Annotated in this window: 19 protein-coding genes and 2 pseudogenes; 6 read left to right on the top strand and 15 right to left on the bottom strand. The window is 70.3% G+C overall.

Going from position 1 to position 25,818, the window contains the following annotated elements:
- Positions 1-19: 19 nt before the first annotated feature.
- The 3 genes and pseudogenes from ACZ7OI_RS09920 (at position 20) to ACZ7OI_RS09910 (ending at position 1,385) form a co-directional block, all read left to right on the top strand.
- On the top strand, positions 20-382 hold the full coding sequence (locus tag ACZ7OI_RS09920; protein WP_470263791.1) for a winged helix-turn-helix transcriptional regulator: 363 nt from the start codon (positions 20-22) through the stop codon (positions 380-382).
- A gap of 42 nt (positions 383-424) precedes the next feature.
- Positions 425-589, top strand: a pseudogene (locus ACZ7OI_RS09915) (adenylyl-sulfate kinase); the annotation flags it as partial.
- Between the two features lie 286 nt (positions 590-875).
- Positions 876-1,385, top strand: coding sequence for a hypothetical protein (locus ACZ7OI_RS09910; protein WP_470263790.1), 510 nt, complete (start codon positions 876-878; stop codon positions 1,383-1,385).
- 1 nt (position 1,386) lies between these two features.
- On the opposite strand, the gene ACZ7OI_RS09905 is transcribed toward ACZ7OI_RS09910, so the two are convergent.
- On the bottom strand, positions 1,387-3,477 hold the full coding sequence (locus tag ACZ7OI_RS09905; protein ID WP_470263789.1) for a HelD family protein: 2,091 nt from the start codon (positions 3,475-3,477) through the stop codon (positions 1,387-1,389).
- A gap of 695 nt (positions 3,478-4,172) precedes the next feature.
- On the opposite strand from ACZ7OI_RS09905, the gene ligA reads away from it, so the two are divergent.
- Both ligA and ACZ7OI_RS09895 read left to right on the top strand, forming a co-directional pair.
- On the top strand, positions 4,173-6,164 hold the full coding sequence (gene ligA, locus ACZ7OI_RS09900; RefSeq protein ID WP_470263788.1) for an NAD-dependent DNA ligase LigA: 1,992 nt from the start codon (positions 4,173-4,175) through the stop codon (positions 6,162-6,164).
- A 126-nt stretch (positions 6,165-6,290) separates the two neighbouring features.
- Positions 6,291-6,677 (top strand): hypothetical protein, encoded by a 387-nt coding sequence (locus ACZ7OI_RS09895; RefSeq protein WP_470263787.1) that lies wholly within the window; start codon positions 6,291-6,293, stop codon positions 6,675-6,677.
- Positions 6,678-7,214: 537 nt separating this feature from the next.
- Here the strand turns inward: ACZ7OI_RS09895 and ACZ7OI_RS09890 are convergent.
- The 5 genes from ACZ7OI_RS09890 to ACZ7OI_RS09870 form a co-directional block, all read right to left on the bottom strand.
- Positions 7,215-8,936, bottom strand: coding sequence for an ATP-binding cassette domain-containing protein (locus ACZ7OI_RS09890; RefSeq protein WP_470263786.1), 1,722 nt, complete (start codon positions 8,934-8,936; stop codon positions 7,215-7,217).
- A 172-nt stretch (positions 8,937-9,108) separates the two neighbouring features.
- A complete protein-coding gene (locus tag ACZ7OI_RS09885) occupies positions 9,109-10,761 on the bottom strand; it encodes an ABC transporter ATP-binding protein (RefSeq protein WP_470263785.1) in 1,653 nt (550 codons plus the stop codon).
- Between the two features lie 311 nt (positions 10,762-11,072).
- Positions 11,073-11,207, bottom strand: coding sequence for a class III lanthipeptide (locus ACZ7OI_RS09880; RefSeq protein WP_158242558.1), 135 nt, complete (start codon positions 11,205-11,207; stop codon positions 11,073-11,075).
- A gap of 32 nt (positions 11,208-11,239) precedes the next feature.
- A complete protein-coding gene (gene lanKC / locus ACZ7OI_RS09875) occupies positions 11,240-13,777 on the bottom strand; it encodes a class III lanthionine synthetase LanKC (RefSeq protein ID WP_470263784.1) in 2,538 nt (845 codons plus the stop codon).
- 728 nt (positions 13,778-14,505) lie between these two features.
- Positions 14,506-15,399, bottom strand: coding sequence for a LysR family transcriptional regulator (locus ACZ7OI_RS09870; protein ID WP_470263783.1), 894 nt, complete (start codon positions 15,397-15,399; stop codon positions 14,506-14,508).
- Between the two features lie 82 nt (positions 15,400-15,481).
- On the opposite strand from ACZ7OI_RS09870, the gene ACZ7OI_RS09865 reads away from it, so the two are divergent.
- Positions 15,482-16,378 carry a DMT family transporter gene (locus ACZ7OI_RS09865; protein ID WP_470263782.1) on the top strand — a complete coding sequence of 299 codons (897 nt, stop codon included), beginning with the start codon at positions 15,482-15,484 and terminating at the stop codon, positions 16,376-16,378.
- Positions 16,379-16,767: 389 nt separating this feature from the next.
- Here the strand turns inward: ACZ7OI_RS09865 and ACZ7OI_RS09860 are convergent.
- From ACZ7OI_RS09860 to ACZ7OI_RS09820, 9 genes and pseudogenes are all read right to left on the bottom strand, one after another.
- Positions 16,768-17,106 (bottom strand): annotated as a pseudogene (locus tag ACZ7OI_RS09860) (class I SAM-dependent methyltransferase); the annotation flags it as partial.
- Between the two features lie 103 nt (positions 17,107-17,209).
- Positions 17,210-18,016, bottom strand: a complete 807-nt coding sequence (locus tag ACZ7OI_RS09855) for an endo alpha-1,4 polygalactosaminidase (RefSeq protein WP_470263781.1) — start codon at positions 18,014-18,016, stop codon at positions 17,210-17,212.
- A 213-nt stretch (positions 18,017-18,229) separates the two neighbouring features.
- Positions 18,230-19,534, bottom strand: a complete 1,305-nt coding sequence (melA, locus tag ACZ7OI_RS09850; protein ID WP_470263780.1) for an alpha-galactosidase — start codon at positions 19,532-19,534, stop codon at positions 18,230-18,232.
- Entirely contained in the window at positions 19,531-20,478 is a 948-nt protein-coding gene (locus ACZ7OI_RS09845) for a carbohydrate kinase family protein (RefSeq protein WP_470263779.1), read from the bottom strand. The genes melA and ACZ7OI_RS09845 overlap by 4 nt, the downstream gene beginning before the upstream one ends.
- 26 nt (positions 20,479-20,504) lie before the next feature.
- Positions 20,505-21,392: a carbohydrate ABC transporter permease gene (locus ACZ7OI_RS09840; RefSeq protein WP_470263778.1), complete on the bottom strand. Its 888-nt coding sequence runs from the start codon at positions 21,390-21,392 to the stop codon at positions 20,505-20,507.
- Positions 21,389-22,309, bottom strand: coding sequence for a carbohydrate ABC transporter permease (locus ACZ7OI_RS09835; RefSeq protein WP_470263777.1), 921 nt, complete (start codon positions 22,307-22,309; stop codon positions 21,389-21,391). The genes ACZ7OI_RS09840 and ACZ7OI_RS09835 overlap by 4 nt, the downstream gene beginning before the upstream one ends.
- 11 nt (positions 22,310-22,320) lie before the next feature.
- The gene (locus ACZ7OI_RS09830; RefSeq protein WP_470263776.1) at positions 22,321-23,598 is read right to left on the bottom strand and encodes an extracellular solute-binding protein; all 1,278 of its coding nucleotides are present in this window, start codon (positions 23,596-23,598) and stop codon (positions 22,321-22,323) included.
- 59 nt (positions 23,599-23,657) lie between these two features.
- On the bottom strand, positions 23,658-24,839 hold the full coding sequence (locus ACZ7OI_RS09825) for a Gfo/Idh/MocA family protein (protein ID WP_470263775.1): 1,182 nt from the start codon (positions 24,837-24,839) through the stop codon (positions 23,658-23,660).
- Between the two features lie 75 nt (positions 24,840-24,914).
- Positions 24,915-25,703, bottom strand: a complete 789-nt coding sequence (locus ACZ7OI_RS09820) for a DeoR/GlpR family DNA-binding transcription regulator (RefSeq protein WP_470263774.1) — start codon at positions 25,701-25,703, stop codon at positions 24,915-24,917.
- Between the last annotated feature and the right edge of the window lie 115 nt (positions 25,704-25,818).

Genomic DNA, 25,818 nt, shown 5'->3' with positions numbered 1-25,818 from the left:
CCGGACCCGGAGGATCGCCGTGGGCTACAACGTCATGTCCGCCAGCTGCCCGTCGCGGGTGGTGCTGCACCGGATCGGGGCGCGGTGGACGGTCTTCGTGGTCAACGCGCTCGAGGACGGCCCGCTGCGCTTCACCGCCCTGGCGGAGAAAATCCAGGGCGTCACCCCGAAGGTCCTGACCGAAACGCTGCGCGCGATGGAAGAGGACGGCCTGCTCGCCCGCGTCGACTACGCGGAACAGCCGCCCCGCGTCGAATACGGGCTCACCGGCCTCGGCCTGTCCCTGCTCGGACCGCTGCGCGCGGTCCGCGAATGGGCGGAAACCCACGTCCCGGAAATCCTCGAAGCCCGGGAACGCGCCCACTCCGCACGGCAGGACTGAGACGGCCGATTTCCCTCTGGCCGCCTCGGCCACGAGGAAGCGGGCTCGCGGTTCGTCGAGGTCTTTGCCGACATCCCACTGGAAACCTGCGCGGTCCGTGACCCGAAGGGTCTTAGGCGAAGGCGAGGCGAGATCGACCACTTCATCGGGGTTGGACGACTCGTACGAGGTGCCCCGCAGCCCAGACGTCGTACCGCGCTCGGATGACGGGGGTCCTGCCGCACCGGCGGAAATCTTGCTGGAGCGGTGAGTGGCGGAGATCTCGCGTCCCGGTCAACAGTCGCCGTGGGCGAACGAAGACGTCGTTGACCTAGCCGGTGCGGATAGCCGCGCAATACCGACCCCGCACCGGCGAAATCCCCCGTCTCGACAACCGCCCGCCTGTCGGCGAAAATCCCGTCACCCACAGCGCCCCCGCACGCATAATCTCCTGGCACCGCCAGGTCGTGATCGACAGCGGAACCCATTGACGAGTAGGGAAAGGCTGCGGATCGTGACGCTGCGGGAAAAGGTCGAGAGCCGCCTGGCCGGAGAGTTCGCGCCGGGGGAGCGCGTGCTGAACGCGCTCATCGCCTTCCGTGTCGGCGGCGTGCGGAAGACGATGATCGGCGGCGCGGCGGGCATCGCCGGACTCGCGGGCGCGGCCGGCATGGCGCTTGCCGCGCGGCGCGGGCAAGCCGAAGCCCCGCAAGTCCCGATCCCGACGCCGGGCCGGTTCGTCTTCTCCCTCACCTCGCACCGGGTCGCCCTGTTCACCGTCGGCGGCATCGTCCGCGCCGCTCCCGGGAAGCCGGTGCACTCCTGGACTCTCGACCAGCTCGCCTGGGTCTCCGAACCCGAGCTGAATTCCGGGGTCGCGCAGGCGCTCCGGGGCCAGATCGGCATCACCGGCGAAGGCGTCCTCGGCTACGAATTCGCCCGCCTCCAGGTCGACGACGGACGCTCCATGATCAAGCGCCTGGCCCGCGCCCTGAAGGAACTCGAAACGGGCACTGCTTCCTGAATTACCGCTCCCGGATCCGCGCCAGCTCGGCAGGCACCGGTCCAAGATGGACGATCCCCAGCCGCCGGGTCGCGCGCGTCATCGCGACGTAGAGATCGTTGCGCCCCAGGGGAGCGTCGAGAATCCGCCCCGGATCGACGATCAGCACCGAATCGAACTCCAGCCCCTTGGCCTCCCCAGGTGTCAGCACCGTCGCGCCGCACTCGTCCCGCAGTGCGGCGAGATGGCACGCCGGAGCAATGACCGCCAACTGCCCGCCACGACGCGCACCTGCAATATCACGGATGACCCCTGCCATCTCAGCAAGCGTGCTCTGCTGGCGCCACGGCGATTCACCAGCAGACCGCACCGACCGCGGCGGCTGGAGCCCAGGGTGCTGCGCCGCGAACAACTCGCTCGCAGCTGCCATGATCTCCTGCGGAGTCCGGTAGTTGACGCTCAACTCCGCCAACCGCCAGCGATCCGCCACATGCGGCTCCAGCACCTGCTCCCACGACGTGGCTCCCGCCGGATCGCTGGTCTGCGCAAGATCTCCGACGACAGTCATCGACTTCGCGGGACAGCGCCGCATCACCATCCGCCACGCCATCGCGGACAGTTCCTGCGCCTCATCGACCACCACATGCCCGAACGTCCCCGCGGATTCGCCGAGCACCGCGGAAGCCTCGTCCAGCAACGGAATATCCGCCGCACTCCAGCCCCCGCCCGGCTCGCCCGTTTTCGGCGCCTCATCGTTTCCCGCACTGGTTTCTCCCGCCGCCTCGTCCGCAGGCCGGACGTCGCTCAGCTCGCCGAACACCTCAGCCACCACCCCCTCCGCCGTCAGCGCGGGCCACAGCTCGTCCAGCACCCCGCACACCGCGACGTCGGCCAGCAACGCCTTGCGCAGGTCAGCCAGATCGACCTCGTCCAGCAACCGCCGAGGCCCGTCGTCCTGATCCGGCCCGAGCACCACCCCCGCCGCAGCCAGCGCCCGCAGGTCGGCCGCGCTGAGCCGACCGTCCGCGCTCCCGCCGTCGAGGGCCTGACCGCTCTCGGTGAACACCACGTCCTCCATCTGATCGGCCAACCGCCGCGCGAGAAGTTCCACCATCCGCTGCTGAAATACCAACCGCGCCGGGTGGTACGGCAGCCCCTTGCCGGAAGCGAACTCCACCGCCTCTCGCCATTCGGCGGGCTCCAGCCGCACCACCTGCTGCTCGAACTCCACCTCCACCGCCTCGCCGGTCGCCCCCGCCCGGCCCCACACCGCCGCGACGATCCGATCCGCCGCCTCCGCCCGCCCTTTGGCCTCCGCGACCTCGGCCGGATCCACCCGGCTGACCTCGGCGTCCGGCCGCAACCGGGCGATCGTCGCGGTCGCCACGGCCTGCTCGCCCAACCCCGGCAGCACCTGCCCGATGTAGTCGAGAAAGACGTCGCTGGGCCCGATCACCAGCACCCCTCGCGTGCGCAACGGCGGCCGGGTGTACATCAGATACGCCAGCCGATGCAGCGCCACCGCGGTCTTCCCGGTCCCCGGCCCGCCCTGCACCACCAGCACCCCCGCGCACCCGTCGCGGACGATCCGGTCCTGCTCGACCTGCAGCGTCGTGACGATGTCGCCCATCCGCCCGGTCCGCTCCGCGGTGAGCGCCGCCATCAACGCGGCCTCGCCGACCAGCGTCCCGGCGCCGGCGGCGTCGGGATCGAGCAACTCGTCGTCCAGCGCGGAAACCGCCCGCCCCCGGGTCGTGATGCGCCGCCGCCTCCGAACCCCGTCTGCCTCCGCCATCGTCGCGGTGTAGAACGGCTGCGCCGCCGGAGCCCGCCAGTCGAGCAGCAACGGCTCGTCCGCCCCGTCGCGGAACAACCCCACCCGGCCGATGTACCTCCGGCTCCCGTCGTGCATCTCCAGCCGTCCGAAGCAAAGCCCCTCCTCGACGGCCTCCAGACGAGCCAGTTCAGCCCGCCAGAGCTCTGCCGCCTCCGGGTCTGAGCTTTCGAGACCGTTTGCCGCCTGCTCGCGCAGCGCGTCGAGCCTCCCGTACAAGGCGGTCACGTACTCCTGCTCGAGAACAAGCTCACGATCGACGTCATTTTCGGTCGGCACCCCTGAACTCCCCGCTGTCGGGCGAACGATGGCATCGAGGGTGCGCGGCAATCCGTCGAAAGAACAGTCTTGTCTTTGCCGGCGGCGTCAGCCGAGCGGGTTGAGGCCGCACAGACCCGTCGGACGGCAACCGCGCGAGACTCGCGCTGGCCAGGTTCGCCGCCCGCCGCTCGCTGTAATCGAACGCCGCACCCCTGCCCCGGGCCTTGACGAATTCGCGCCCGGAAGCGGCAATCTCTATTTCCGCCACGGTGCGAGACGGCAGCATTCAACCGGCACGCATTGCGCAAATCTCTTCGGATTCCACAGACGATCAGGACTCGTCCGGAATCAGCTGCGGGCACACCGACGCTCACGCTCGCCCGGCGAGTCGCGCCAGCTCCTCCAACAGTCCGCTGCCTGCTTGGCGCTTCATCGCCCGATCTTCCCTTTTCGCGACACGGCGCGTCGGCGGATTCGCGGAACCGAATTGCCGACGGCTGGAGCGAGCATTCCGGAAAAGCACGTGGAGAATATTCCCGGCTGCACTGGCGAGGTGGCGCCGAGGCCGCGCAGACCATCCGGAACAACCGCCGCGCCGCTCCGGCGAGGCCCGAGCGGCGGACCTGAACCGCCCGCCGTCCCCCTGTCGTCCTGACCTCCCGGTTTGAGTCGGAGCCGGGTTTTGTCGGTGGGGCCAGGTAGCGTTCCGGGTCGTGGACGTTCGGGAACGTATTCAGGAGCTCGCTGATCAGGTCGTAGTGCTGCGCGACGCGTACTACCGGGGTTCGCCGGTGGTGGCGGACGCGGAGTACGACGCGATCGAGGACGAGCTGCGCGGGTTGATCGAGGCGAGCCCGGAGCTGGCCCCGGACCCGAATCCGCTGGACCAGGTGGGCGGGCCCGCGGTGCTGCACGCGCCGATCCGGCATTCGCGGCCGATGCTGTCGCTGGAGAAGGCGACGAAGCCGGAGCAGGTCGAGGCGTTTTTCGGCCGGTTCCCCGGCCAGCCGGTGGTCGTGATGCCCAAGCTCGACGGCCTCTCGCTGGCCCTGGTGTACGAGGACGGCCGCCTGGCCCGAGCGGTCACCCGCGGCGACGGGACCACCGGCGACGACGTGACCATGCTGGTCCGGGCGCTGGCGGACGGCATCCCGCATCAGGTCGGCGCCCCGGGACGGGTCGAGGTCCGCGGCGAGGCGGTGATGCTGCGCTCGACGTTCGCCGCCTACAACACCGCGCACCCCGACAAACCGCTGATCAACCCCCGCAACGCCGCGGCGGGCACCCTGCGCGCGAAAGACCCGGCCGCGGTCGCCGAGCGCCGGCTGCGGTTTTTCGCCTTCGACCTGGACACCGAGCCCGGCAGCGCGGAGACCGACCTGGGCAGCGGCCTGCTGGCGCTCGGGTTCACCGCCGCGGACATGCGCCGCTGCGCCGACGCGGCCTCCGCGCAGGAGGTGATCACCACGATCGAACAGCAGCGCAACGACCTGGACTACGACATCGACGGCGCCGTCCTGCGCCTCGCCGACCGCGCCGCGTACGCCGCCGCGGGCACCCGTTCGAGCTCGCCGCGCGGGGCGCTGGCGTACAAGTTCGCCGCCGAGGAGAAGACGACCGTACTGTCCGATGTGGTCTGGGACGTCGGCAAGACCGGCAAGATCGCGCCGGTCGCGTGGCTGGAGCCGGTGTTCGTGGGCGGGACCACGGTCACGCGCGCGACCCTGGCCAACCAGGAGGTCATCCGCGCCCGCGGCATCAAGATCGGCGACACCGTGCTGGTGCGGCGCGCCGGCGACGTCATCCCGTTCGTCGCCGGGGTGCTCGACGAGTCGAAGCGGACCGGCGCGGAGCAGGAGATCGTGCCGCCCTCGACGTGCCCGTCGTGCGAGCAGCCGCTCACCGAACAGGGCAACAGCCGGGAACTGTTCTGCACCAACGTTTCCTGCCCGGCCCAGACCGTGCGCCGGCTGATCCATTGGGCGTCCAGGGCGGCCGCGGACATCGACGCGATCGGCGGCGTGTGGATCGAACGGCTGGCCGAGGCCGGAATCCTGGAACACCCGTCGGACTTCTACCGGCTGACCAAGGAACGCCTGCTGGAATTCGACCGCATTGGCGAGGTCTCGGCGACGCGGATGATCGAGTCGATCGACGCCAGCCGCCAGGTCGGGCTGCGCCGGGCGCTGATCGGGCTCGCGATCCCGATGGCGTCGGAAGGCACCGCCGCGCGGCTGTGCCGGGCCGGATTCGCTTCGCTGGAAGCGGTCCTCGACGCGGGCGTCGACGGGCTGGTCGCGGTGGAGGACATCGGACCGAAGGTCGCCGCCTCGCTGGTGGAACACCTCACCCGGCTGCGCCCGGAACTCGAGCGCCTGCGCGAACGCGGGGTGTCCCTCGACGTGCTGGAGGAAGACCTCCCGCCCGCGGTCGTCGCGGGAGCGCCGCTGGAGGGCAAGACCGTGGTGGTCACCGGCGCGATCAGCGACCCGCGATCGGGGGAGAAGGTGCCGCGCCCCACGTTCCAGCGCCTGTGCGAGACCGCGGGCGCGACCACCGCGTCGTCAGTCTCGGCGAGCACGGACCTGCTCATCACCGGCGCGGACGTCGGCGCCAGCAAACTCACGAAGGCCGAAAAACTCGGCGTCGAGGTAGTGGACCAGGGGGTGATCTGGGAACAGCTGATCGCGGCCGGAGTGGTCTGACCCGCACAGGACCGCGTCGCCGGTACGAGACCGGCGCCGCCCCGGGGACTTCACGCATAATCCCGCGCTGCACGCTGCGGCCACGTACGATTCCGCCCAGAATCGACCATCCCTGGGGGAAACGCCATGAAACGCATCGCCATCGGTCTTGTCCTGTCCGCAGTCGCCGCACTCGGCGGCGCGGGCGCCGCGAACGCAGCGGGCTACCCGACGTCGGACTTCGGCGGCAGCATCAGCGGCGGCCGCACCGGCGGCACGCTGACCTGGTACAACCGCGCCGTCGGCGTCAGCGGATTCGTCATCGACGACCCGACGGCGGGCAGCACCACGGTCACCTTCGAGTTCCGGCAGGCGGGCACGCTGTTCGACGTCCAGACCCGCACCGCGTCCGACGCCCCGAAAACCTTCGGCTGGACCGAACCCGGCCCGTCCGGCGGCTTCGGCAAGGTCGACATCTACCTCGGCCGCAACGGCAGCAAGACCCTCATCGCGTCGGTGCCGCGCAAGGTCTGAGCGGGGTTCCGTCGGCGGCTGGTCGCGGGGGAGGTTCGCGACCAGCCGCGTGCCGGTGATGCGGTATGCGCTGGGGGACAGGCGAAACGGTGAGCGACGGCAGGCCGTGCGGTGTCGGGACCTGCCGTTGGCGAGGAACATCAGGACCTCGACTGTCACGCCCGGTCGGATGCGTTGGCTTTGCTGAATCTCGACTGTCGCGCCCGGCCGGATAGCGTTGGCTATGCCGGACCTCGGTTGTCGCGCCCGGTGAGGCGCGCTGCTTTGCTGGACCTCGGCCGTCGCGCTCAGCTGGAGTGCTGGCTTTGCCGGACTTCGGTCGTCGCGCTCAGCGGGATGTGCTGCCTTTGCCGGACCTCGGCTGCTGCCATGGCTTCACCCTGACTCCGGCGAGGTCTGGCACCGTGCACAGCGTCGAGTCCCTGAGCCTGGGCCGCGGCCATGGCCTAACAGCAGAGGCGGCGGAGCAGACATTCAATCGGCTGCTGGCATATCCGCGAATGCCCCCGCTCAACGCCCCCACTCAACGCCGCCCACTCAGCTGGCCTCGAGCCGTGACCCAGCCTGTTCCGGCAACCAAGCCCGCATCATCTCCGCATACCTCGGTGCTGCGGCGAGAAGTTCGTCGTGGCGGCCCAGCAGCGTGTCCCGCCCGTCCATCAGCAGCACCCGCCGCGCCCGGACCGCGGACGACAACCGGTGTGCGATGACCACCAGGGTGCCTCCCCTGGCGGCGAAAGCGCGTTCCGCGTGGACCTCCGCCGCTGGGTCCAAAGTGGACGTCGCCTCGTCCAGGACGACGACTCCGGCCGGCGACGCATAGGCTCTCGCCAGGGCGAGGAGCTGTGCCTCCCCGGCGGACAGGCCCTCCGCGCCGTGGCCGAGTTCGGCGTCCAGGCCGCCGAGGCGGGCCAGCAGCGGGGCGGCGCCGACGGCTTCGGCGGCTGCGACGAGACGCCGGTCGGAGGCTTCTGGGTGGAACAGCGACAGGTTTTCGCGCAGCGTCCCGGCGAAGACGTAAGCCTGCTGCGGCACTAACACCAGATGCCGAGGCCGGTCGGCCAGTTCTCCGGCTCGCACGCCGCCCAGCCGGACTTCGCCGTGTTGCGGCACCAGCAGGCCGGTGAGCAGACCGGCCAGCGTCGACTTCCCGATGCCGCTCGGACCGACCACCGCCAGATGTTCGCCCGGGCGCAGATCGAGGTTCAGGCCTCGGACGACCGGTTCCGGAGCCGCACCCCAACGGAACGTCAGGTCGCGCACGGTGAGGCCGATTCCGGCGGGGCTCTCGGTCGCCGGAGGGCGTTCCGGCGGGGCGGTGGTTTCGGCGAGCCGCCGCAGCGCGACGAGCAGGCGAAGGACGACCGTGGACGCAGTGGCGGCGAGCCCGCGCAACGCGGGTTGCAGAGTGGTGGCCAGATAAACGAGCGCGCCCAGTGCGGCCCCGGCGGTCAGCTCGCCCCGGGCGACCATCGACGGCGCGAGAGCGAGCGCGAGCACCAGCGGGACGAACCCGCCGAGCGCCACGATCAGCGACCGCAGCGCCGCCGACCGAGCTACCCGTACCGCCGCGGCGGCTTGACGGTCCACCGCCTGGTCGGCAGTCAGCGCGGCGACCGGTTCGGCTCCGCAGGCGACGACGTCCCGCATCCCGGCGAAGATCGAACCGGTCGCGGCCGCAGTGCCTTCGTCGGCCAGCGTGAGCGCGCGTTGCCTCCGGGCAAGGGAAGGCAGCAGCGCGGCGAACCCGGCCAGCGCGAGCACCACCGGGACTACGACCGGCAGCGCCAGCGACCCCGCGACTGTGATCAGTCCCGCGATCGCCGCCGCGGTGGTGACGATCATGCCGCGGGCCTGCACCAGGAGCCCGCCGGTGGCGTCGCGCACGACCTCGACGTGCTGGGTGATCCGGGCGACCCCGCGCGCGTCCGGCCCGCTCCGCGGCGGTGCGGGATCGTGCAGCACTCCGCGGACGACGGCGGTCACCAGCGCGTCGCGAAGAGGCTCGACGACCTTGCCGAGCTGCCGCCACACCAGCCGGGACCCGAACGCGCCCGCGAGAGCGGCGAGGCCGAACACTCCGAGCCAGACCAGGCCGACGCCGGGTTTGCCCGCGGCGAACCCGCTGTTGACGGCCAGTTCGACGAGGCGTCCGGAGAAGAACGCGGGCAGTCCTTCGAGGACGGAGCAAGCGAGGAGAACCAGCCCGCCGCGCCATTGCCCGGCGAGGGCGTTCCAGTAGAGGCGGCCGACAGTCATGGCTGCTCCGCGAGCACGCTGTGGTGACGCTGCGGCAGGTGCGGGCGGATCATGCACGCTTCGTCTGTCGACGTGACGTCAGCGAATCGCCGCGCAGCGCTTGGTTTGGGGAAACTCCGCAGCTTGGGTTCTGCGTCGTCGCAGCATTGCCCTGCGACGCTATTCCGCAGCATCACGTCTCCTCCGTGAACACCGCGCGATACCCCGGCATCTGCCACAACCGCGCATGCGGCCCGACCGCGCGGACCTGCCCCGCCGCAAGCCACACCACCACATCCGCCCGCGCGGCCATCGCGGCCCGATGCGTGACCACCACCCGGGTCCGGCGGCCCAGCTCCGCCGTCACGGCGCGTTCGGTGATCGTGTCCAGACTGGCGGTGGCGTCGTCGAGCAGGAGCACCCGAGGGTTCCGCGCGAGCGCACGAGCGAGGCCCACCCGGGCGCTTTCCCCGCCGGACAACGGAGTTTCGGAGAGCAGCGTGTCGTAACCCCTGGGCAACCGCACAAGGACGTCGTGAATACGCGCAGTCCGGCAGGCCGCGTCCACCGCCGGGACGCTGGCCCAGGATCCGTAGCCGACCGCATCGGAAACGGTGACACCAAGCAGCGCGGGCTCAGCAGAGGCATACCCGACAACGGCCCGGAGTTCGTCGGGACGCAGCACGGCGAGGTCGCGACCGTCCAGCAGGGCCTGTCCGGCGTCGGGGCGGCGGAGACCGGCCAGCAGACTGACCACAGTGGACTTTCCCGAGCCGGAACTCCCTACCACGGCGGCGAAACAACCACCGGGAATAGTGAGGTCGACGTCGGCCAGCGCACCGTGCACCGTGGCGCCGCGAAGTTCCAGCGTGCCGTTTCCGGGCAACAGTCCGAGGGCGCCGCGAGGCGGTGGCTCGGTGTCGAGGACCTCGGTGATCCGGTATGCGGCCGAGCGGATCCGGGAAAGGGTGGTGAGCAAAGGAATCTGCGTCACCAGGCCGAGGCCGAGAGCGACGTAGCCGAGTGCGGCGAGGACGTCCCCGGCGCTCAACCGTCCGTCCAGGACACCGAAACCGGCGGCGGCGAGGGTGACGATCTCGACCGTGGGAAGCAGCAGGCCGGCCCGCCACACCATCCGGGCTTGGGTCCGCCACATGCCCTGGCCGGCGAGATTCAGCCGCGGCAGCGGTCGCAGCACCCGGGCGGCCTCGGCGTCGGCGGTGCCGGACGCGGCGATCGTCCGTAGTCCGGCGACCGCGTCGAGCAGCCGGGCGGACAGTTCGCCGGAAACCTGTTGGTAGGCGAGAACGTCCTTGGCTGTTCCGCGCAGGTGCGACCGCGCCAGAAACAAGGCGAACGGGAGGCTGCCGAGGAACACCAGCGCCAGCCGCCAGTCCAGAAGCGCGAGCAGGACGACCGCGCCGGAGGACATCAGCCCGGTCGCGATCAGCTGCACCATGACCGCGGCGATGCCGCCTGCCGCCGCGCAATCGCCGCTCACCCGGCTGACCGCGTCGCCGGGGGCGAACGGCGAATGGGTGCCGAGGGCGAGCAGCCGGTCGGTCACCCTGCGGCGCAGCCAGGCGCTCGCGTTGCTGGTCAGCCGGGCGGGAAGAAGCATGGCGACGGCATCGGCGGCGATCTCCGCGACGCCCACGACAAGCAGCCACACCACCGCGCCGGTGCTGCTTCGTCCGCCGAGCACCGCGTCGGTCGCGGCGGCCAGTGCTCCGGGCAGGAGCAGTCCGGCTCCGGCGGAGATCAGCGACGTCAGGACGACTGCGGCCAGCCGGGGGCGGTCCAGCAGGGCGGCGGAGAGCAGCAGGCGATCGGCGGATCCGGCCATGTCGCTCCTCTCGCGTGGTTGCCGTTGAAAGTCCGCTCGCGTGGGTGTCGTCGGGCTTGTGGTGGGCCAGGGCTGCGGCGGTGAACGTGTCGAGGTGGCTGGCGTGATTGCCGTCGAAGGTCCGCTCGCGTGGTGATCTTCGTTGGGCCCCGCCGGGCCCGTGGTCGGCCAGACGCGCGAGGCGAACCAGCCGCACCCGCGCTGCCGGACCGTCGACGTCCGCCTCGACGCGACCGCCGCGGGCCGTCGGGGCAGAATGAACGGGGCGGGAACGGCGCACTTGGCCTGCGCCGTTCCCGCCCCGCCCGCGGTCAGTAGCAGAGAAGCAGGCTGAGCGTGCTGTCGCCGCAGTACGCGCTGTAGTGGCTGTGGCCGTGGTGGTCCAGTCCCTGGCCTTCGAGGGCTTCCGGGGCCTCCAACGCCTGCAGCTCCAGGACGTGTTCCATGGGTGTTCCCTTCTCTCGGGGTCCGCCGGCGCTCATCGGCCGGAGGTGTGCGGGGACGGCGCGGTGCCCAGGAAGGGCAGCAGTTCCGCGCGGTCCAGTAGTGCGGCGAGCGTGCGGAGGACCCCCGCGCTGCCGGTGCTGACGTCGGTCGACAGGCGAAGCAGCTGGTTCCCGGGGAAGGCCAGCCCGCCGTGGTACGGGATGCCGTGCCAGGACAGCCGGGACAGGTGCAGGTCGATGGCTTCCCGGTCCGGCTCGTCGGCGAAGGACAGCGCGGCGGCGAGTCCGCACCGGCCGTACAGCAGGCCGGGGTGGATCACGAACTCGCCGCGGCACGCCGCCCGCAAACCGGGCAGGCTCCGGGCCGTCGCCGAATCCGGGAGGTGCCGGGCGACCTGCTCGGCGACCAGCAGGATTCCGGCGCTGCCGATCGCGGCGTAGGGGAGCGTGCGCAGGGCGCCGTCGCGGACCTGCAGCGATCCGTCGGACGCCGGGGCGCATTCCTCCAGGTCGCGGGCCAGCACCCGGTCGGCGAGGGTGAGCCAGGACGGCTCGCCGGTGTGCTCGTACAGGCGCAGGAACAGCAACGCCGGTCCGGACCAGCCGCTCAGCAGTCCGGCTCTGGCGAAGCGGCCGGGCGGTTCGGCGGTCTCGAATGCGGTCGCGAGCCGGACGGCGATGTCCAGGGCTTGGCGGCCGAACTCGTTGTCGCCCCGGGCCGTCGCGAAGTGCAGGCGGGCGAGGCCGATCCCGGCCAGCCCGCTTTCCAGGCCGTGGTCGGTGGTCTGGCCGGCCAGCGACTGCGACGCGGCGAGCAGTTCGTCGGCCTCCGCCGCGTAGCCGAATTCCTCCAGGACGTACGCGATGCCGTGGCTGCCGTCGAAGAAACCGGGCCGAGAGGGCGGTTGTCGCCGGACCGCGGCCAGCAGCCATTGCTCGTATTCGGGATAACGGCCTGCTCCGGCGACGTGCAGCGAGTGCAGCACGCCCGCGGCTCCGACGCCGAATCCCGCGCCGCCGGAGCGGAACTGTTCGATGTCGCCGGGGAACAGCCGGTCGACGCGGTCCGGCGTGGCGCTCGCGAGGATGGCTTCCGCGATCTGCTTGCGCACCAGCGACCAGTCCGGCCGCGGCTCGTCCAGCGCGGTGTGCGTCGCGGCGGGCGGTTCGGCGCGCGGGGCCAACGTGGCGACCACGCGGTCGGCGTACTCCTCGGGAAGGCCGAACCGCCGCTGGGCGAAGTCCGCGATCCCGCGCAGTTTGCTCGGCGCGAGTTCCAGCAGCATCACCAGCGGCAGGAAAAGCCACAGCCGGAGCGCGGCCAGCGCGTGCTCGTCGATCTCGAACCCGTGCCGGTCGGCGGGGGCGCGGAAGCCGGGCGCGCCGAGCCCCGGGCGGTCGCCGGAATCGGCGTCGACGGCCAGCTCGAAGTCGACCAGCGACACCCGGTCCTGCTCGTCCACGAGGACGTTCTTCCCGTGCAGGTCGCCGAAGACGATCCCGTGCCGGTGAATGTCGGCGAGGATGCGCTCGACCTGCGCCAGCACGGCCAAAGCGCGTTCGCGGTAAGCCGCGAGATCGGCCTCGCCGCGCGAACCGCTGGTGAGCGGGTAGTGCCGGGCGAGCCAGCTGCTCAGCGCGATGCCGGGCAGGTGCTCCATCGCCAGGTAATGGTGCTCCCACACGGTGAACTGTTCGTACACCCGGGGGATCCCCGGAACGTCCGCCAGCCGTTCGAGCACCTCGCGCTCGTGGTTCAGCCGGGCGACCGCGTCGGTGCCGTCCCGGTCCAGCCCGGCGTGCGGGCGCGCCTCCTTCAGCACGACGGTTTTCCGGTCGACCCCTCGTTCGGCCAGATAAACGCCGCCGCCGTTAGAAAAGTGCAGGGAACCGGTCACCCGGTACGGGAACCGGGCGCCGTTCTTGCGCGCGGCCAGGCTGTCGGACAAACAGGCCGGAATGGACACCCAGTCCGGCACGGAAAAGGACGGTTCCCGCCGGTCGGGCACGAGCGTGCCATCCGGATGGCGGATTGCGAGCACCCGGGTTCCGGCGTGTTCGGTCCACTGTTCGGCGAATCCGCCGTACCGGACGTAAAGCGGGCCTTCGCGGTAGCGGAGATCGCTCAGAATATACGCGCCGTGCTCGCCTTCCAACTCGGCGGAAAGGTTGCGCAGTATCCGGGCTAGCGCCTCATCGGACTCCGGGTAAATCGTGATCAGCTTGCCGCTTCCTTCGCGCGGCGCGTATTTCGAATTGCGGCTGATCAGGATCGCCCGGGAGCGCAGGTGCTTGTACGCGACCCGGCGCTCCACACAGTACTGATGCACCTTGGCCAGTACGCGCCCGGCGTTGTCCAGACCTGCGGAGACGTGGATTTTCCAGCCCTGGGCGGGAAGTTCCCGGCCCGCCGGGCGCAGCGAACGCCAGATCCCGTGCTGCTCGGCCGTCCACTCGGGTCCCGGCAGCGGCAGGCTCGCGGCCAGGTCTCCTGCCGCGCCCGGGGTTTCCCGCGGTTCGTCGAAGAACAGCGGATCGGCGAAGCAAAAAGCCTCGTACCGGACGTCCATGAAAGCGAACCCTTCCCTTTCCCTGAGGAAAACCGGGCGACTTCGATGTCGGACGGTGACACCATTCCCGCACGGAGGGGGTCCCCCGGCCAATCCGCCAACCCGGGGGTTCGCCGCTCCTCGTCAGGGTGACGGAGGCGGGTTTGGGCCGCGTTAACGAGGACTGCGCGTGAGTTATCCCTACCCGATCGGGGTGTAACGATGTCGGTTTCCGGTCGGCCGCCCAGGTCGGCGCGGAAAGAGCCGGAGAAATTGGCGGAAGGCCATCAACCCGTTCCGGTGAGCCCTCTTCCACCCGTCGTCCGGCGCGAACCCGGTACCGGCTGGTCCGTTCGGGGTCACGGTCGCGCATTCGCGTCGGGAATGTGGTGCATTCGTTACCAGGGAAAGCCCGGTTGCCCGATTCGCGCCCCGGTCACGGTGCCGTGAAGGGCCCCTTGAAGGAATCAGATTCCCTCAAGGGGCCCTTCACGACTCCCTCGGCAGCAGATTCCCCGGAGGGGCGGGCGGAACCCTCGGCGTTCGCGACTCGGCCGTCCGTGAGGGCCACCTTCACAGACGCTGATTCCCTCGGGGTTCCCCTCACGGCTTTCGGGCGGCGGGGGAGAAGTCTCGGCGATCTGGCGAGCCTGGCTGTCCGTGAAGGGGCCCCTCACGGACTCTGATTCCCTCAAGGAGTCCTTCACGGACTTCGGCGGCACGCCGGGCATCGGGTCAGGCCCGGGAGGTCAGCCGACGCTGGTTTTCTCCGGGCACACCAGGCTTTTCAGCAGTTCCACCGCGCGCCGGGCGGCCGGGTGGTCCGCGATCGGCTTCTTCACCGCGAGACTGAGGTGCCGGACCGGCGCGGGGGAGGACAGCGCGACGGTGGCGAGGCCGTCCGGCAGTTCGCCGATTCCCAGCGCGGGCACCACGGTCAGCCCGATTCCCGTTGCCACGAAAGACATCGCGGTCCGGTAGTCGTGCGTTTCGACGACGAAACTCGGCGAGAACCCGGCTTGCGTGCAGGCGTTGAGCAGCACCTGCCGGCACGGGCCCTCGCGCAGGTCGTTGTCGACCCAATGCCGCTGCGCGAGCGCGGCCAGCGGGACTTCCGGCAGCCCGGCGAGCGGGTCGTCGAGGCGGACGACCGCCAGGTACGGGTCCTCGGCCAGCCGGTGCACGACGACCGACCCGGGGTGCTCGGCCCCGGTTTCCTCCACGAAGATGTCGATGTCCGGGTCGCCCGGCGCGAACTCGGTCAGCATCAGGTCCAGCCGCAGGCCGGGGAACTCGGCGCGCAGCGCGGCGACGGTCGGGGCGAGCCACGTCGAGCCGGCCGAGCCGAAGTAGCCGATCGACAGCCTGCCGACGCGTCCGGCGCGCAGTTCGGCGACGACCTGCTCAACCCGGCTGAAGGACTCGAACAGCGCCTCGGCTTCGGCGGCGAGGGTCCGGCCGGCCTCGGTGGGCTCGATGCCGCGGCCGGACCGTTCGAACAGCTGCAGCCCGGTCTCCCGTTGCAGCGTGGTGATTTGCTGGCTCACCGCGGACGGCGTGTAGCCGAGCGCGGCGGCGCTCGCGCGGATCGAACCGGAGGCGACGACTGCGCGCAGCACGCGGAGGCGGGGGAGGTCCAGCATGGTTCGAATGTACAGCGGCCCTTAACGGAGGTACAGAACTAATCGCTTGTGCTGTACGTACGGGCGAGGTGACGATGGCCAGGTGACCGATCTCGTGGAAACCGCCCAGCCCGCAGTCAAGAACGACCTCGGCAAGATCGCGGCCGCCGCCGGGCTCGCCGTGGTGCTGTGGGCCTCGTCGTTCGTCGCCATCCGCAGCGTGGGGCACGCGCTGTCGCCGGCACCGCTGGCGCTGCTGCGGCTCGCCGTCGCGGCCGTGACGCTCACCGTGTTCGCCGTGGCCAAGGGCGCGGTTCGAGTCCGGCTGTCGCGTAAGGCGTTTCTGCTGGTTGCGGCGTACGCCGTGCTGTGGCTGGCCGCGTACACCGTCGTCCTGAACGCGGGGGAGCGGCACGTTGACGCCGGGACGGCGGCGTTGCTGGTGAACCTCGCGCCGTTGATGGTCGCCGTCGCCGCCGGGAAGTTCCTCGGCGAAGGCTTCTCGCGTTCGCTCGTCATCGGTTCGCTCGTCGCGCTGGGCGGAGCCGCGCTGATCGCGACCGGAGCCACCGGAAGCAACGACTGGGCCGGCGTCCTGCTGTGCCTGCTGGCTGCCGTGCTCTACGCCGCCGGAGTCATGGTCCAGAAGATCACGCTGCGCCACGTCGACGGGCTGACCGCGATCTGGCTCGGCTGTGTCGTCGGGACCGTGGTGCTGCTGCCCTGGGCACCGCAGCTGATCAGCGAAGTGCAGGTGGCGCCCACGGGCGCGGTGCTCGGCAGCGTCTACTTGGGAGTGTTCCCCACCGCGGTCGGCTTCACCGCGTGGGCGTACGCGCTGCGCCGCACGGACGCCGGTCGCCTGACGATGGTGACCTACGCCGTGCCAGCGGTGGCCGTGCTGCTGTCGTGGCTGCTGCTCGCCGAAACCCCGAGCGCGTACGGGCTCATCGGCGGGGTGCTGTGCTTGGCGGGTGTCGCGATCTCGCGTCGTCGTTAACGGCGTCCCCACACCGACACGAGGGGATAGGACGACACAGTGAACCGCGGATCGGCGAGCACCCGGCGGAATTGCTCAAGCTCCTCCGGTCGCATGCCGTCCGCGGCCAGCTTTTCGGCCAGTTCCACCGAATTCGCGGCCAGCAACCGGATTTCCGGCCCGCCGCCCGGCCACCGGGTCGTCACCCGCGCGCTGCCGACCTCGCGCAAACCGGCCCCGGCGAGCACGTCCGGCAGCCGCCCGGCCCACTCGACGTCGCTGCCCGCTCGTTCGAGCAGATCCAGGATCCGGCCTTGCACAGACCCGAAAACCGCCGCGCTCTCGTCGTCGGGCGTGGCGAGCACGGTCTGCCCGCGCGGCTCGATCTCCTCGAGGACCAGCCAGCCGCCGGGGGCGAGGGCTCCGGCGAGTTTCGCCACCAGTTCGTCGCGTTCCGGGAAGTGGATCAGCACCAGCCGGGCGTGGATCAGGTCGAATGTCCGGTCCGGCAACGGCTCCTCGCGCACGTCGTGGTGCACCGCCGACGCGTTCGCGGGCAGGTCGGCGAGCAGCCGCGTGTCGAGGTCGGTGGCCAGGACGTGGCCGTCCGGTCCGGCCCGCTCGGCCATCCATCGGGCGATCGATCCGCCGCCCGCCCCGATCTCCCAGCAGGACCAGCCCGCGCCGACCCCGAGATTTCCCAGGTGCCGGACGGTTGTCGCGTCGTAGCTGGCCTCCAGGGCGGACATCCGGTCGCTCGCCGGGGCGCTCGCGTTGTCGAACGGGTACTCGTCGTCCATTCCGCCACCCTGCCAGCACTCGCGCGGCGGCGCTGGCAGGATGACGGAAGTCTCAGCAGGTTTCGCGGACGTAGGCGGAATCGCCCTTCGGCGTGACGTCCCGGTCGCGGCGGACGACGCTCAGGGTGTCTCCCCACTTGGCGCACGCGTTGCGCAGACCGTCCTCGGAGTATTCGATGACGATCACCCGGTCGCCGAAATACGGGGTGTACTCCGCGCAATTGTCCTGCTCGCCGCATTCCTCGGCGACGGCGAAGTCAAGACCGTTGTCCACTCGCGACGAAGCGAGCTCCGACGTGTTCTTCTGGCCGATCGCGAGGCCTTTTCCGTGCGCGCGCTGGGAAAGCAGCTTGACGAGGTCCTGAGCGTTGCGCGCGCTGAGCAGGCCCTGGGACCGGGTGTAGCTGTCGTAGTTGTCCGGCTCAATAGCCTGGTAGCCCTTGCCGGCGCACTCGTCGATCCACGTGCCGACCTTGTCCGCGATCCGGCCCCGCTTGTCCGCGGTGCGCAGGTCGAGCAGCGCCTCGTTCCAGTCGGGATCCATGACGACCTTGCCGTCGCCGTCGCGCAGAACCAGGTCGCCCCAGTCCTTTTCGGCCCCGGGCTGGGCCTGGAAAGCGTTGACGTAGCAGATGTTGTACAGCCCGGCGGCCGCCGGGGCGCTGTGGTCGCGGCTGACGACCTGGACGCCCGCCGGCGGCTGGTAGGGGCCGCCGATCTGGTAGTCGAACCCGGCGTGCGGGGCCGGCAGCGGAACGTCCTCGACCTGGCTGTGCGGCGAGGGCAGCGGCGCGCTTTCCGCGGTGCCGCCCGCCCCGAGCGCGCACGCCGAACTGCCGATCAGCAGGGCGGCGGCCACGGTTCCGCGAGAAATCCGACCAGGAAGCGAATGCATCTGGTGACTCCAGCGTTGGTGAGTACGGCCCCGCCTCGGATATGCCGAAGACATCCTGGCGACTGGGTCCGGGCTCGCGGGAACATCCGCATTACCGGCTGGGCGTACTTCTGGCGCCTGCCCGTCCGGCAGGCACCAGAAGTTTAGCGGATCACCGCGCCGCGCCGTCAAGAGTCGTTAGCTGCCCAGTGTTTTCCGCAATCCCGGCTGGAGCGCGTCGCCGTGCGCGAGCACCATTTCGTCGCACAGTTCCCAGATGCGTTCGACCGGAAGCGCGGCCGCGGTGGCGGGGTCGGCCATCGCGGCGTGGCGGATGTGCCGGGGATCGTCCTCGACCGCCGCGCGCACCACGAGTTCGGTGGTGCTCAGGTAGGTGCGGTTGAGCGCGGCGAGCTGCGGCGGCAGGGGAGCGACCCGCGTGGGACGGATGCCGGTGGCGTCGGCGAGGCACGGCACCTCGACGGCTCCGGTCGCCGGGAGATTCGGGATCAGCCCGCGGTTGAGCACGTTGCCGTAAACGGTGCGCGGCGTGCCGGTGACGACACTGTGGATGATCTGCGGCGCGTATTCGTTGGTGCCTTCGACGGTGAGCGGTTCGTCGTGTTCGACGGCCTGGCGCGTGCGTTCGTATTCGGCCTCGTTCTCCGCCACGACGTCCAGATACGCGCCGATCGGCAGCCGCAGTCGTTCGATTTCGCCGGGGTGGCCGAGATACCACGGCACGTATTCGGAGGAATGCTCGCTGGTTTCGGTGGGGTAGTAGCCGAGCCGCCGGAACATGTCGAACCGCACGCGCCGCCGCAGCTGCGGGTCCTCGGCGAGTTCCGCGAGTCGCGGGTACAGGTCCGCGCCCTGGTGTTCCAGCCGCAGGATCCACGCCTGGTGGTTGATGCCCGCGGCGTGGTAGGTGACCTCGGACAGCGGGACTTCCAGCAGGGCGGCCAGGTCGTGCACGGTCCAGTACACCGAATGGCAGAGGCCGACGACGCGGTCCGAGCCGAGCGTCTCGGAAAGGTACTGCACGTTCATCGCCATCGGGTTCGTGTAGTTCAGCAGCCATGCCTGCGGGCAGACCTGCGCGATGTCCTCGCCGAGTTCGCGCAGGAACGGGAAAGTGCGCAAGGCGCGGAAAATCCCGCCGACGCCGAGCGTGTCGCCGATGGTCTGCTTCACGCCGAAGCGAGCGGGAATGTCGAAGTCGACGCGGGTGGCCTCGCCCATTCCGATTTGGACCATGTTGACGACGAAGTCCGCGCCTTCCAGGGCTTCGCGGCGGTCCGCGTGCGCGGTGAGGACGGGCTTGGCCCCGCGGGCTTCGGCGATGCGACCGGCCGCCGCGTGCGCGATCCGCAGGCGTTCCGGGTCGATGTCGTGCAGCGCGACGTGCACCTCGGCCAGTTCGGGGTAGGCGAACAGGTCCGCGAGCAGGCCCTGGGTGAACACGACGCTTCCGGCGCCGATGAAGGTGATCTTGGTGGTCATGCGGTTTCCGTTTCAGTGGTTTCGGCGAGATTGAGGTCGTTCCAGGTCGGCTGGCCGTCGATGCCGCCGCGCGCGAGCGTCGAACGGCCGCCGCCGTAGACCCCGGCCCGCAGCGCGTCGGACAGCGGCAGACCGCGCAGCGTCGCGGCGAGGAATGCGGCGTTGAAGCTGTCGCCGGCACCGACGGTGTCGAGCGGGGTGATCGGGGACGCGGGAGCCGTGACGGTTTCGCCGCGGCGGTGGGCGATCGCGCCGTCGGCGCCGTTCTTGACGACGACGGTCGGACCCTGTGCGGCGAGGTGCGCCGCGGCGTCGAGCAGGCTGGATTTCCCGGACAGCTGCAGCGCTTCGGCGGCGTTGGGGAGGAGGAAGTCGGTCTCCTGAAGTACCAGCGGGATGCCGCTGGGATCCCACTGCCGCGCAGGGTCGTCGTTCGTGTCCAAAGAGGTCGTCGCGCCGTGTGCGCGGGCGGTGCGGAACAGCTCCGGCAGCCCGGCGGCCAGCTTGGGCATCAGGAAGTACGACGAGGCGTGCACGTGCCGGGCGTTCGCCAGCAACTCAGCGGGGACGTCCGCCGCCGACACCGCGTCGAGCACTCCGGAACTGGTGATGATGGCCCGGCTGTCGTCGCGGGTCAGGATCGCGGTGAGCGGGGTCGGCAACGTCGGATCCACCGTGAGGGCCCGCGTGTCGACGCCGCGGTCGGCGAGGATGTCGCGGACGAAGCGACCGGCGGCGTCGTCGCCGATCCGCCCGGCGAAGGCGACTTTCAGCCCCAGCCGGGCGGCCCCGGCGGCGGTGATCGCGGCGGACCCGCCGAGGGTGAGCGAACCGTGGCCGACGAGGTTCTCCCGTTGCCGGAAGTCGAGATCCTCGGTCAGCGGCCCGAGGACGACGTCGGGGTTGGCGTCGCCGAGCACGAGCAGGTCGAAGCGGTGCGGCATGCGTGGTTCCTCTGGAGGAGTGCGGTTCAGCCTTTGAGGCCGCTGGAGGTGATGGACTGGATGAACGTCTTCTGCGCGCCCAGGAACGCCAGCAGCACCGGCAGCACGGTGATGACGTTCCCGGCCATCACCGCCGCCCAGTTGGTGTGGTGCTGTCCCTGGAAGGTGGTCAGGCCGAGCTGCAGCGTGTACTGGGTGTCGTGGTTGATCGCGATCAACGGCCAGGTCAGGTCGTTCCAGGTGCTCAGGAAGGTCAGCACGGCGACGGTGCTCAGCGCCGGCCGCGACAGCGGGAGCACGATCCGCACCAGCACTCGCAGCCGCGAGCAGCCGTCGATCCAGGCCGCTTCCTCCAGCTCGCGCGGGAGCGACAGGAAGAACTGCCGCAGCAGGAACACCGCGAACGGCGTGACCAGCGACGGGACGATCAGCGCGCCGAGCGAGTCGATGAGGCCGAGCTTCTTCATCACCAGGAACGTCGGGATCATGGTGAGCTGGAAGGGCACCGCCATGGTCGCCATCATCAGCCCGAGCATCACCTTCGAACCGCGGAACCGCATGCGCGCGAACGCGTACCCGCCGAGCGAGCCGAAGACGAGGTTGGCCGCCACCGTCACGAACGAGACGATCAGCGAGTTGGAGAACCACCGCAGGAACAGCGCGTTCTCCAGCACGTACCGGTAGCCGGAGAAATCGATCCCGGACGGCCACAGCGACGGCGGGAACCGGTTGATCTCCGCGTTGCTCATGACCGAACTGAGCAGCAGCCACACCAGCGGGGCCGCGAACACCAGCGCCAGCGGGGCCAGCAGCAGATGCCACGGGCTGAACGGAAGCCGCCAGCGCCTGCGCTCGCGGATCACCTCGGGCAGATGAGACGCGGAAACCGGGGCAACGTGCGCGCGGGTCGTCATCGGACCTCCTTGTTGCGGCGCAGCAGCCGGACGCCCAGCCCGAGCGCCAGCAGCACGACGGCGAGCACGTACGCGGCGGCGGCGCCGTATCCGGCGGTGAAGTTCTGGAACGCCTGCTGCCAGATGAAGTAGACGATCACCGTGGTCGAGCCGAGCGGCCCGCCTTTGGTGGTGACGTAAGTCAGGTCGAACACCTGCAGCGATTGGATCAGCTGCCACAGCGTCAGGAACGTGGTCACCGGCAGCACCGCGGGAAGGGTGACGTGCCGAAGGATCCGGAACGGACCGGCTCCGTCCAGCCGCGCTGCCTCGACGAGCGACGGCGGCACGTCCTGCAGCGCGGCCAGGAAGACCACCATGCAGAATCCGGTGCCGCTCCACAGCGTGATGGCGACCAGGATGAGCAGCGCCTGCGACGGATCGGTCAGAAACCCTTGCGGGCTCAGGCCGATCCGGTGCAGCAGCGAATTGGCGACGCCGAATTCGGGGTCGAGGATGAACGAGAACAGCACGCCCTGCGCGGTCGCCGACAACACGAACGGAACGAACATCAGCGTCCGGTACACGCCGATGAAGCGCACCCGCCGGTTCAGCGCGAGCGCCAGCGCGAGGCCGAGCACGATGCTCAGCGGGACGTATAACGCCGTGTACAGCAGCGTATTGCCGACCGCTTGGCCGAAGTGCGGGTCTTGCGCGAGCGCCGCGTAGTTGTCGACGCCGACGAACCGGGACGGCGTGACGAGGTCGTCGGCCTGGAACGACAGGACCAGCGACCACACCACGGGCACCAGCCCGAGGCCGATGATGACGACGACCGAGGGACTCAGGTAGGCCCAGGCGGCGGCGGTCTCGCGGCGGCGCCGGGTCTTCGCCGCGGCGGCCGGAGCGACGGTGATCGGGCCGGGATGTACGGACATGAGCGGGGGTCCTAACGGGGGATGATGAGGGCGGCGTTGGCCGCGGAAGCGCAGTCGCGCATGGCGTCGGCGGGGGTGGCGCGCCCGAGCAGCACGGAGACGATCGCCGCGGCGACGGCCTGCGAAACCTGCGGGTAGGCGGGGTGGTTGGCGCGGACGTGCGAGTTCTCGAGCGACTTGACGAACACGGAAAGGCCCGCGGTGTCCTGGGTTTTGCGCTGCCATTCCGGAAGGCGCTGCGATTCGGCGCTCAGCGGGAGGCTGCCCGCGCCGACGTCCCAGACGACGTCTTGCGCCGGGGCGGTCAGCCACCGCAGGAACGTCTTGGCCGCGGCGAGGCGCCGGTCGCCGTTGTCGAACACCGTCCAGGTGTCCGGTCCGGAGATGGTGATCGGCTTTCCGGTGAAGGTGGGCAGCGGGACGATGTGGTAGTCGAGCCCCGCGTCGACGATGTCGGGCAGCTGCCACGGCCCGGTCGGCACCATCGCGATCCGGCCCGAGGCGAAGGCCTGGTACATCTGCTCGGAGCCGGGTTTCGGGTCGATGTAGACGCTGCGGTCGGCGGACAGCTGCCGGAGCACGTCCAGCGCCCGCACCCCGCTGTCGGCGAAACCGATGCTGCGGCCGTCCTGGCCGACGATGGTGCCGCCGAGGTCCCAGATCATCGGCCACAGCCGCCAGACCGTGTCCTCGTCGCCCGCGCCGGGCCAGGCGGTGCCGAACTGCCCCTGGTCGCGATTGGTCAGTTTCTTCGCGGCAGCCGCGAAATCCGGCCATCGCCAGCTTTCGTCCGGGAGCGGGACGCCGCGGTCCTGGAACAGTTTCTTGTTGCAGGCGACGGCGAGCGAGTCGAGCATCGCGGGGACCGCGCGGACGCGTTCGTTCACGGTGACCGCTTCGAGGGCGGGCTTCCAGAACTGGCCGTGCACGACGTCGTCCATGTCGGCTACGCGCGGGCTGCGGGCGATGCTGGCGAGGTCGGAGCCGAAGACGTAGGCGATGTCGGGGTAGGAGCCGGACGCGAGTGCCGCGGTCACCTTCTGCAGCATTGCGTCGGCGAGCACGCCGCCGCCGAGGTCGATCCGGATGTCGGGGTGCTCGCGCTGGAACGAGGCGACCAGCTGCTTGAGGACTTTGAGGCCGGTGTCGTTCTGGCCGTGCCACATTTCGACGGTGACCGGTCCGGACGTGGCGGCGGGGGCTTCGGCGCAGGCCGCGGCGGCGGGCACCAGTGCCATGGCTGCCGCGCCGCGGAGAAACCCGCGCCGGGTCAGGGTTCGCACGCGCATGGGGTCTTCTTTCCTTCCCTCGCGCTAGCGGCGCGGGCGGGGACGGCGGGAGGGCGAGGTCATCTGCGGTTTCCTTCCGGCGGGGAGAAATAGGCGGCTACCGTTGGGGGGAGAGGCGGAATATCGATCGGCACGGAGCCGGAGCGCAGGGATTGCGTGGCGAGTGCGCCCGCCGCCACGGCTTCGCGGGCGGCGATCGGCGACAGTTCCGGCGGGTCGCCGTGCACGACGTAACGCAGGAATTCAGTCATGGTACGGAGATCCGCGTCCTCGTGTCCTGATGCGACACCGTCGATCGGGTGCTCGCGGTCTCCGTCCAGCGACCATTCGCGGCGGCGATTCCACACCTTCACCACGCCGCCGCCGGTGTCGCCGAAGTTCTCCGCGCGGCCTTCGGTGCCGATCACGGTGTAGTTGCGCCAGTAATCAGGCGTGAAATGGCACTGTTCGTAGCTGGCGAGGACGCCGTTGTCGAGTCGCATGTGGACCATCGAGAGGTCTTCGACGTCTACGACCGGGTTCAGGCCGGTTTGCGCGGCGGGGGGCCAATTGTCGAAGGAAAACCAGTCGTCGGCCAGCCGGTCGCCCTGGCCGCTTCGGTCGGCGATCTCGCCGTAGACGGCCAGGTCGCCCATCGCGGTGACGCGGCGGGTGAAGCCGCCGGCGAGGTAGTGGATGACGTCGAGGTCGTGGCTGGCTTTCTGCAGCAGCAACGAGTTCACGCGGCTGCGGTCGGCGTGCCAGTCCTTGAAGTAGTAGTCGCCGCCGTTGCCGACGAAATGGCGGCACCACACGGCTTTCACCTCGCCGATCTCGCCGCGCGCCACGACGTCGCGCAGTGTGCGGACGACGCCTGCGTGCCGGAAGTTGTGTCCGATGTAGAGCGGGGTGCCGGTCTCCTGCGCGGCGGCGAGGACCGCGTCCGCGTCGGGAAGCGTTGTGGCGAGCGGCTTTTCGAGGTACACCGCCACTCCGGCGCGGAGCAGGTCGACGGCGATCTCGGCGTGTGTCCAGTCCGGCGAGGTCACGATCGCGGCGTCGACCAGGTTCGCGAGTTCTCGGTGCCCGGACACGATCTCGACGGCGCCGAACATCTCGCGTGCTCGTGCCCGGCCGCGCTCGTCGGGATCCGAAGCGGCCACGATCTCCGCCGCGACCCCGGATTCCGCCACGTGCCGGGCGATCTCGGCCCGCAGGCCGACTCCGGCCACACCGACCCGCAGCACCCCGCGGTTCACCACGTCGCCACCTCACCTCTGCGTGATATTGATCTGCATGATGGCAAATCAATCAGAAATGCGCAACGGGCTGCCTGATTATCCGGCGACGACGAGCTTCACGGAGGCCGCGGCCAGGTCGGCGGCGAACGAGGCGGGCACCTCGGCGTCGGTGACCAGGACGTCGATCGCGTCGAGGCGGCAGATGCGGGCGAATGTGGCCTTGGCCAGCTTCGTCGAGTCCGCGACTACGATCACGCGCCGCGCGACCTGGCTGAATTGCCTGCTGACCTCGGCTTCTCCCTCGTGCAGCGTGGTCGCGCCGTACTGGGCGCTCAGGCCGTCGACGCCGAGGATGACCGTGTCGAGCGCGAACGCCGAGAGCGCGTCCGAGACGAGCGAGCCGACCAGCTCGTAGGACTGCCGCCGCGCGACGCCGCCGGTCACGACGATCTTGACCTGCGCGCGGACGGACAGCTCGTAGGCGATGTTGAGCGCGTTGGTGACGACGGTCAGCCCGGTTTCGCCGTCGGCGCGGACGAACCGCTCGCTCTTGCCCAGCGCGCGGGCGACCTCGGTGGTCGTGGTGCCGCCGTTGATGCCGACAGTTTCGCCTGGCCGCACCAGATCCGCGGCGCAGACGGCGATCGCGGTCTTGGCCTCGGCCTGCCGGGCGATCTTGTACTGCAGCGGCAGCTCGTAGCCGGTGCCGAGCGCGGCGGCCCCGCCGTGCGTCCGGGTGATCAGCCGCTGGTCGGCGAGGATCGAGAGGTCCCGCCGCGCGGTCGCGGGGGAGACGCCGAGCGCGTCGCCGATCTCCGCGATCGTGACGTTGCCCTGTTCGCTCACCAATTCGAGCAGGGCGTTGAGGCGTTGCTGGGGCGTCATGCCAGGTCTCTCGTTCCTGGTCGGAGGCGGGTCGGCGCTCATCCTAAAGGCCGGTCCCGCGCAACTGGATGATTGAATCTGCTCTGTAGCGCATGGACCAATCAAAAACACTCAA

It is taken from the genome of Amycolatopsis sp. NPDC114503, assembly GCF_055633655.1.
This window is presented reverse-complemented; position numbering and strand designations above follow the sequence as displayed.

What these genes read in the sequence shown, in the direction of transcription:
- ACZ7OI_RS09840 (WP_470263778.1), bottom strand. Translation starts at nt 21,392, where the DNA reads ATGACGACCCGCGCGCACGTTGCCCCGGTTTCCGCGTCTCATCTGCCC.
- ACZ7OI_RS09870 (WP_470263783.1), bottom strand. Translation starts at nt 15,399, where the DNA reads ATGCTGGACCTCCCCCGCCTCCGCGTGCTGCGCGCAGTCGTCGCCTCC.
- ACZ7OI_RS09845 (WP_470263779.1), bottom strand. Translation starts at nt 20,478, where the DNA reads ATGCCGCACCGCTTCGACCTGCTCGTGCTCGGCGACGCCAACCCCGAC.
- ACZ7OI_RS09885 (WP_470263785.1), bottom strand. Translation starts at nt 10,761, where the DNA reads ATGGCCGGATCCGCCGATCGCCTGCTGCTCTCCGCCGCCCTGCTGGAC.
- ACZ7OI_RS09835 (WP_470263777.1), bottom strand. Translation starts at nt 22,309, where the DNA reads ATGTCCGTACATCCCGGCCCGATCACCGTCGCTCCGGCCGCCGCGGCG.
- ACZ7OI_RS09820 (WP_470263774.1), bottom strand. Translation starts at nt 25,703, where the DNA reads ATGACGCCCCAGCAACGCCTCAACGCCCTGCTCGAATTGGTGAGCGAA.
- ACZ7OI_RS09880 (WP_158242558.1), bottom strand. Translation starts at nt 11,207, where the DNA reads ATGGAACACGTCCTGGAGCTGCAGGCGTTGGAGGCCCCGGAAGCCCTC.
- ACZ7OI_RS09890 (WP_470263786.1), bottom strand. Translation starts at nt 8,936, where the DNA reads ATGACTGTCGGCCGCCTCTACTGGAACGCCCTCGCCGGGCAATGGCGC.
- lanKC (WP_470263784.1), bottom strand. Translation starts at nt 13,777, where the DNA reads ATGGACGTCCGGTACGAGGCTTTTTGCTTCGCCGATCCGCTGTTCTTC.
- melA (WP_470263780.1), bottom strand. Translation starts at nt 19,534, where the DNA reads ATGACCACCAAGATCACCTTCATCGGCGCCGGAAGCGTCGTGTTCACC.
- ACZ7OI_RS09895 (WP_470263787.1), top strand. Translation starts at nt 6,291, where the DNA reads ATGAAACGCATCGCCATCGGTCTTGTCCTGTCCGCAGTCGCCGCACTC.
- ACZ7OI_RS09830 (WP_470263776.1), bottom strand. Translation starts at nt 23,598, where the DNA reads ATGCGCGTGCGAACCCTGACCCGGCGCGGGTTTCTCCGCGGCGCGGCA.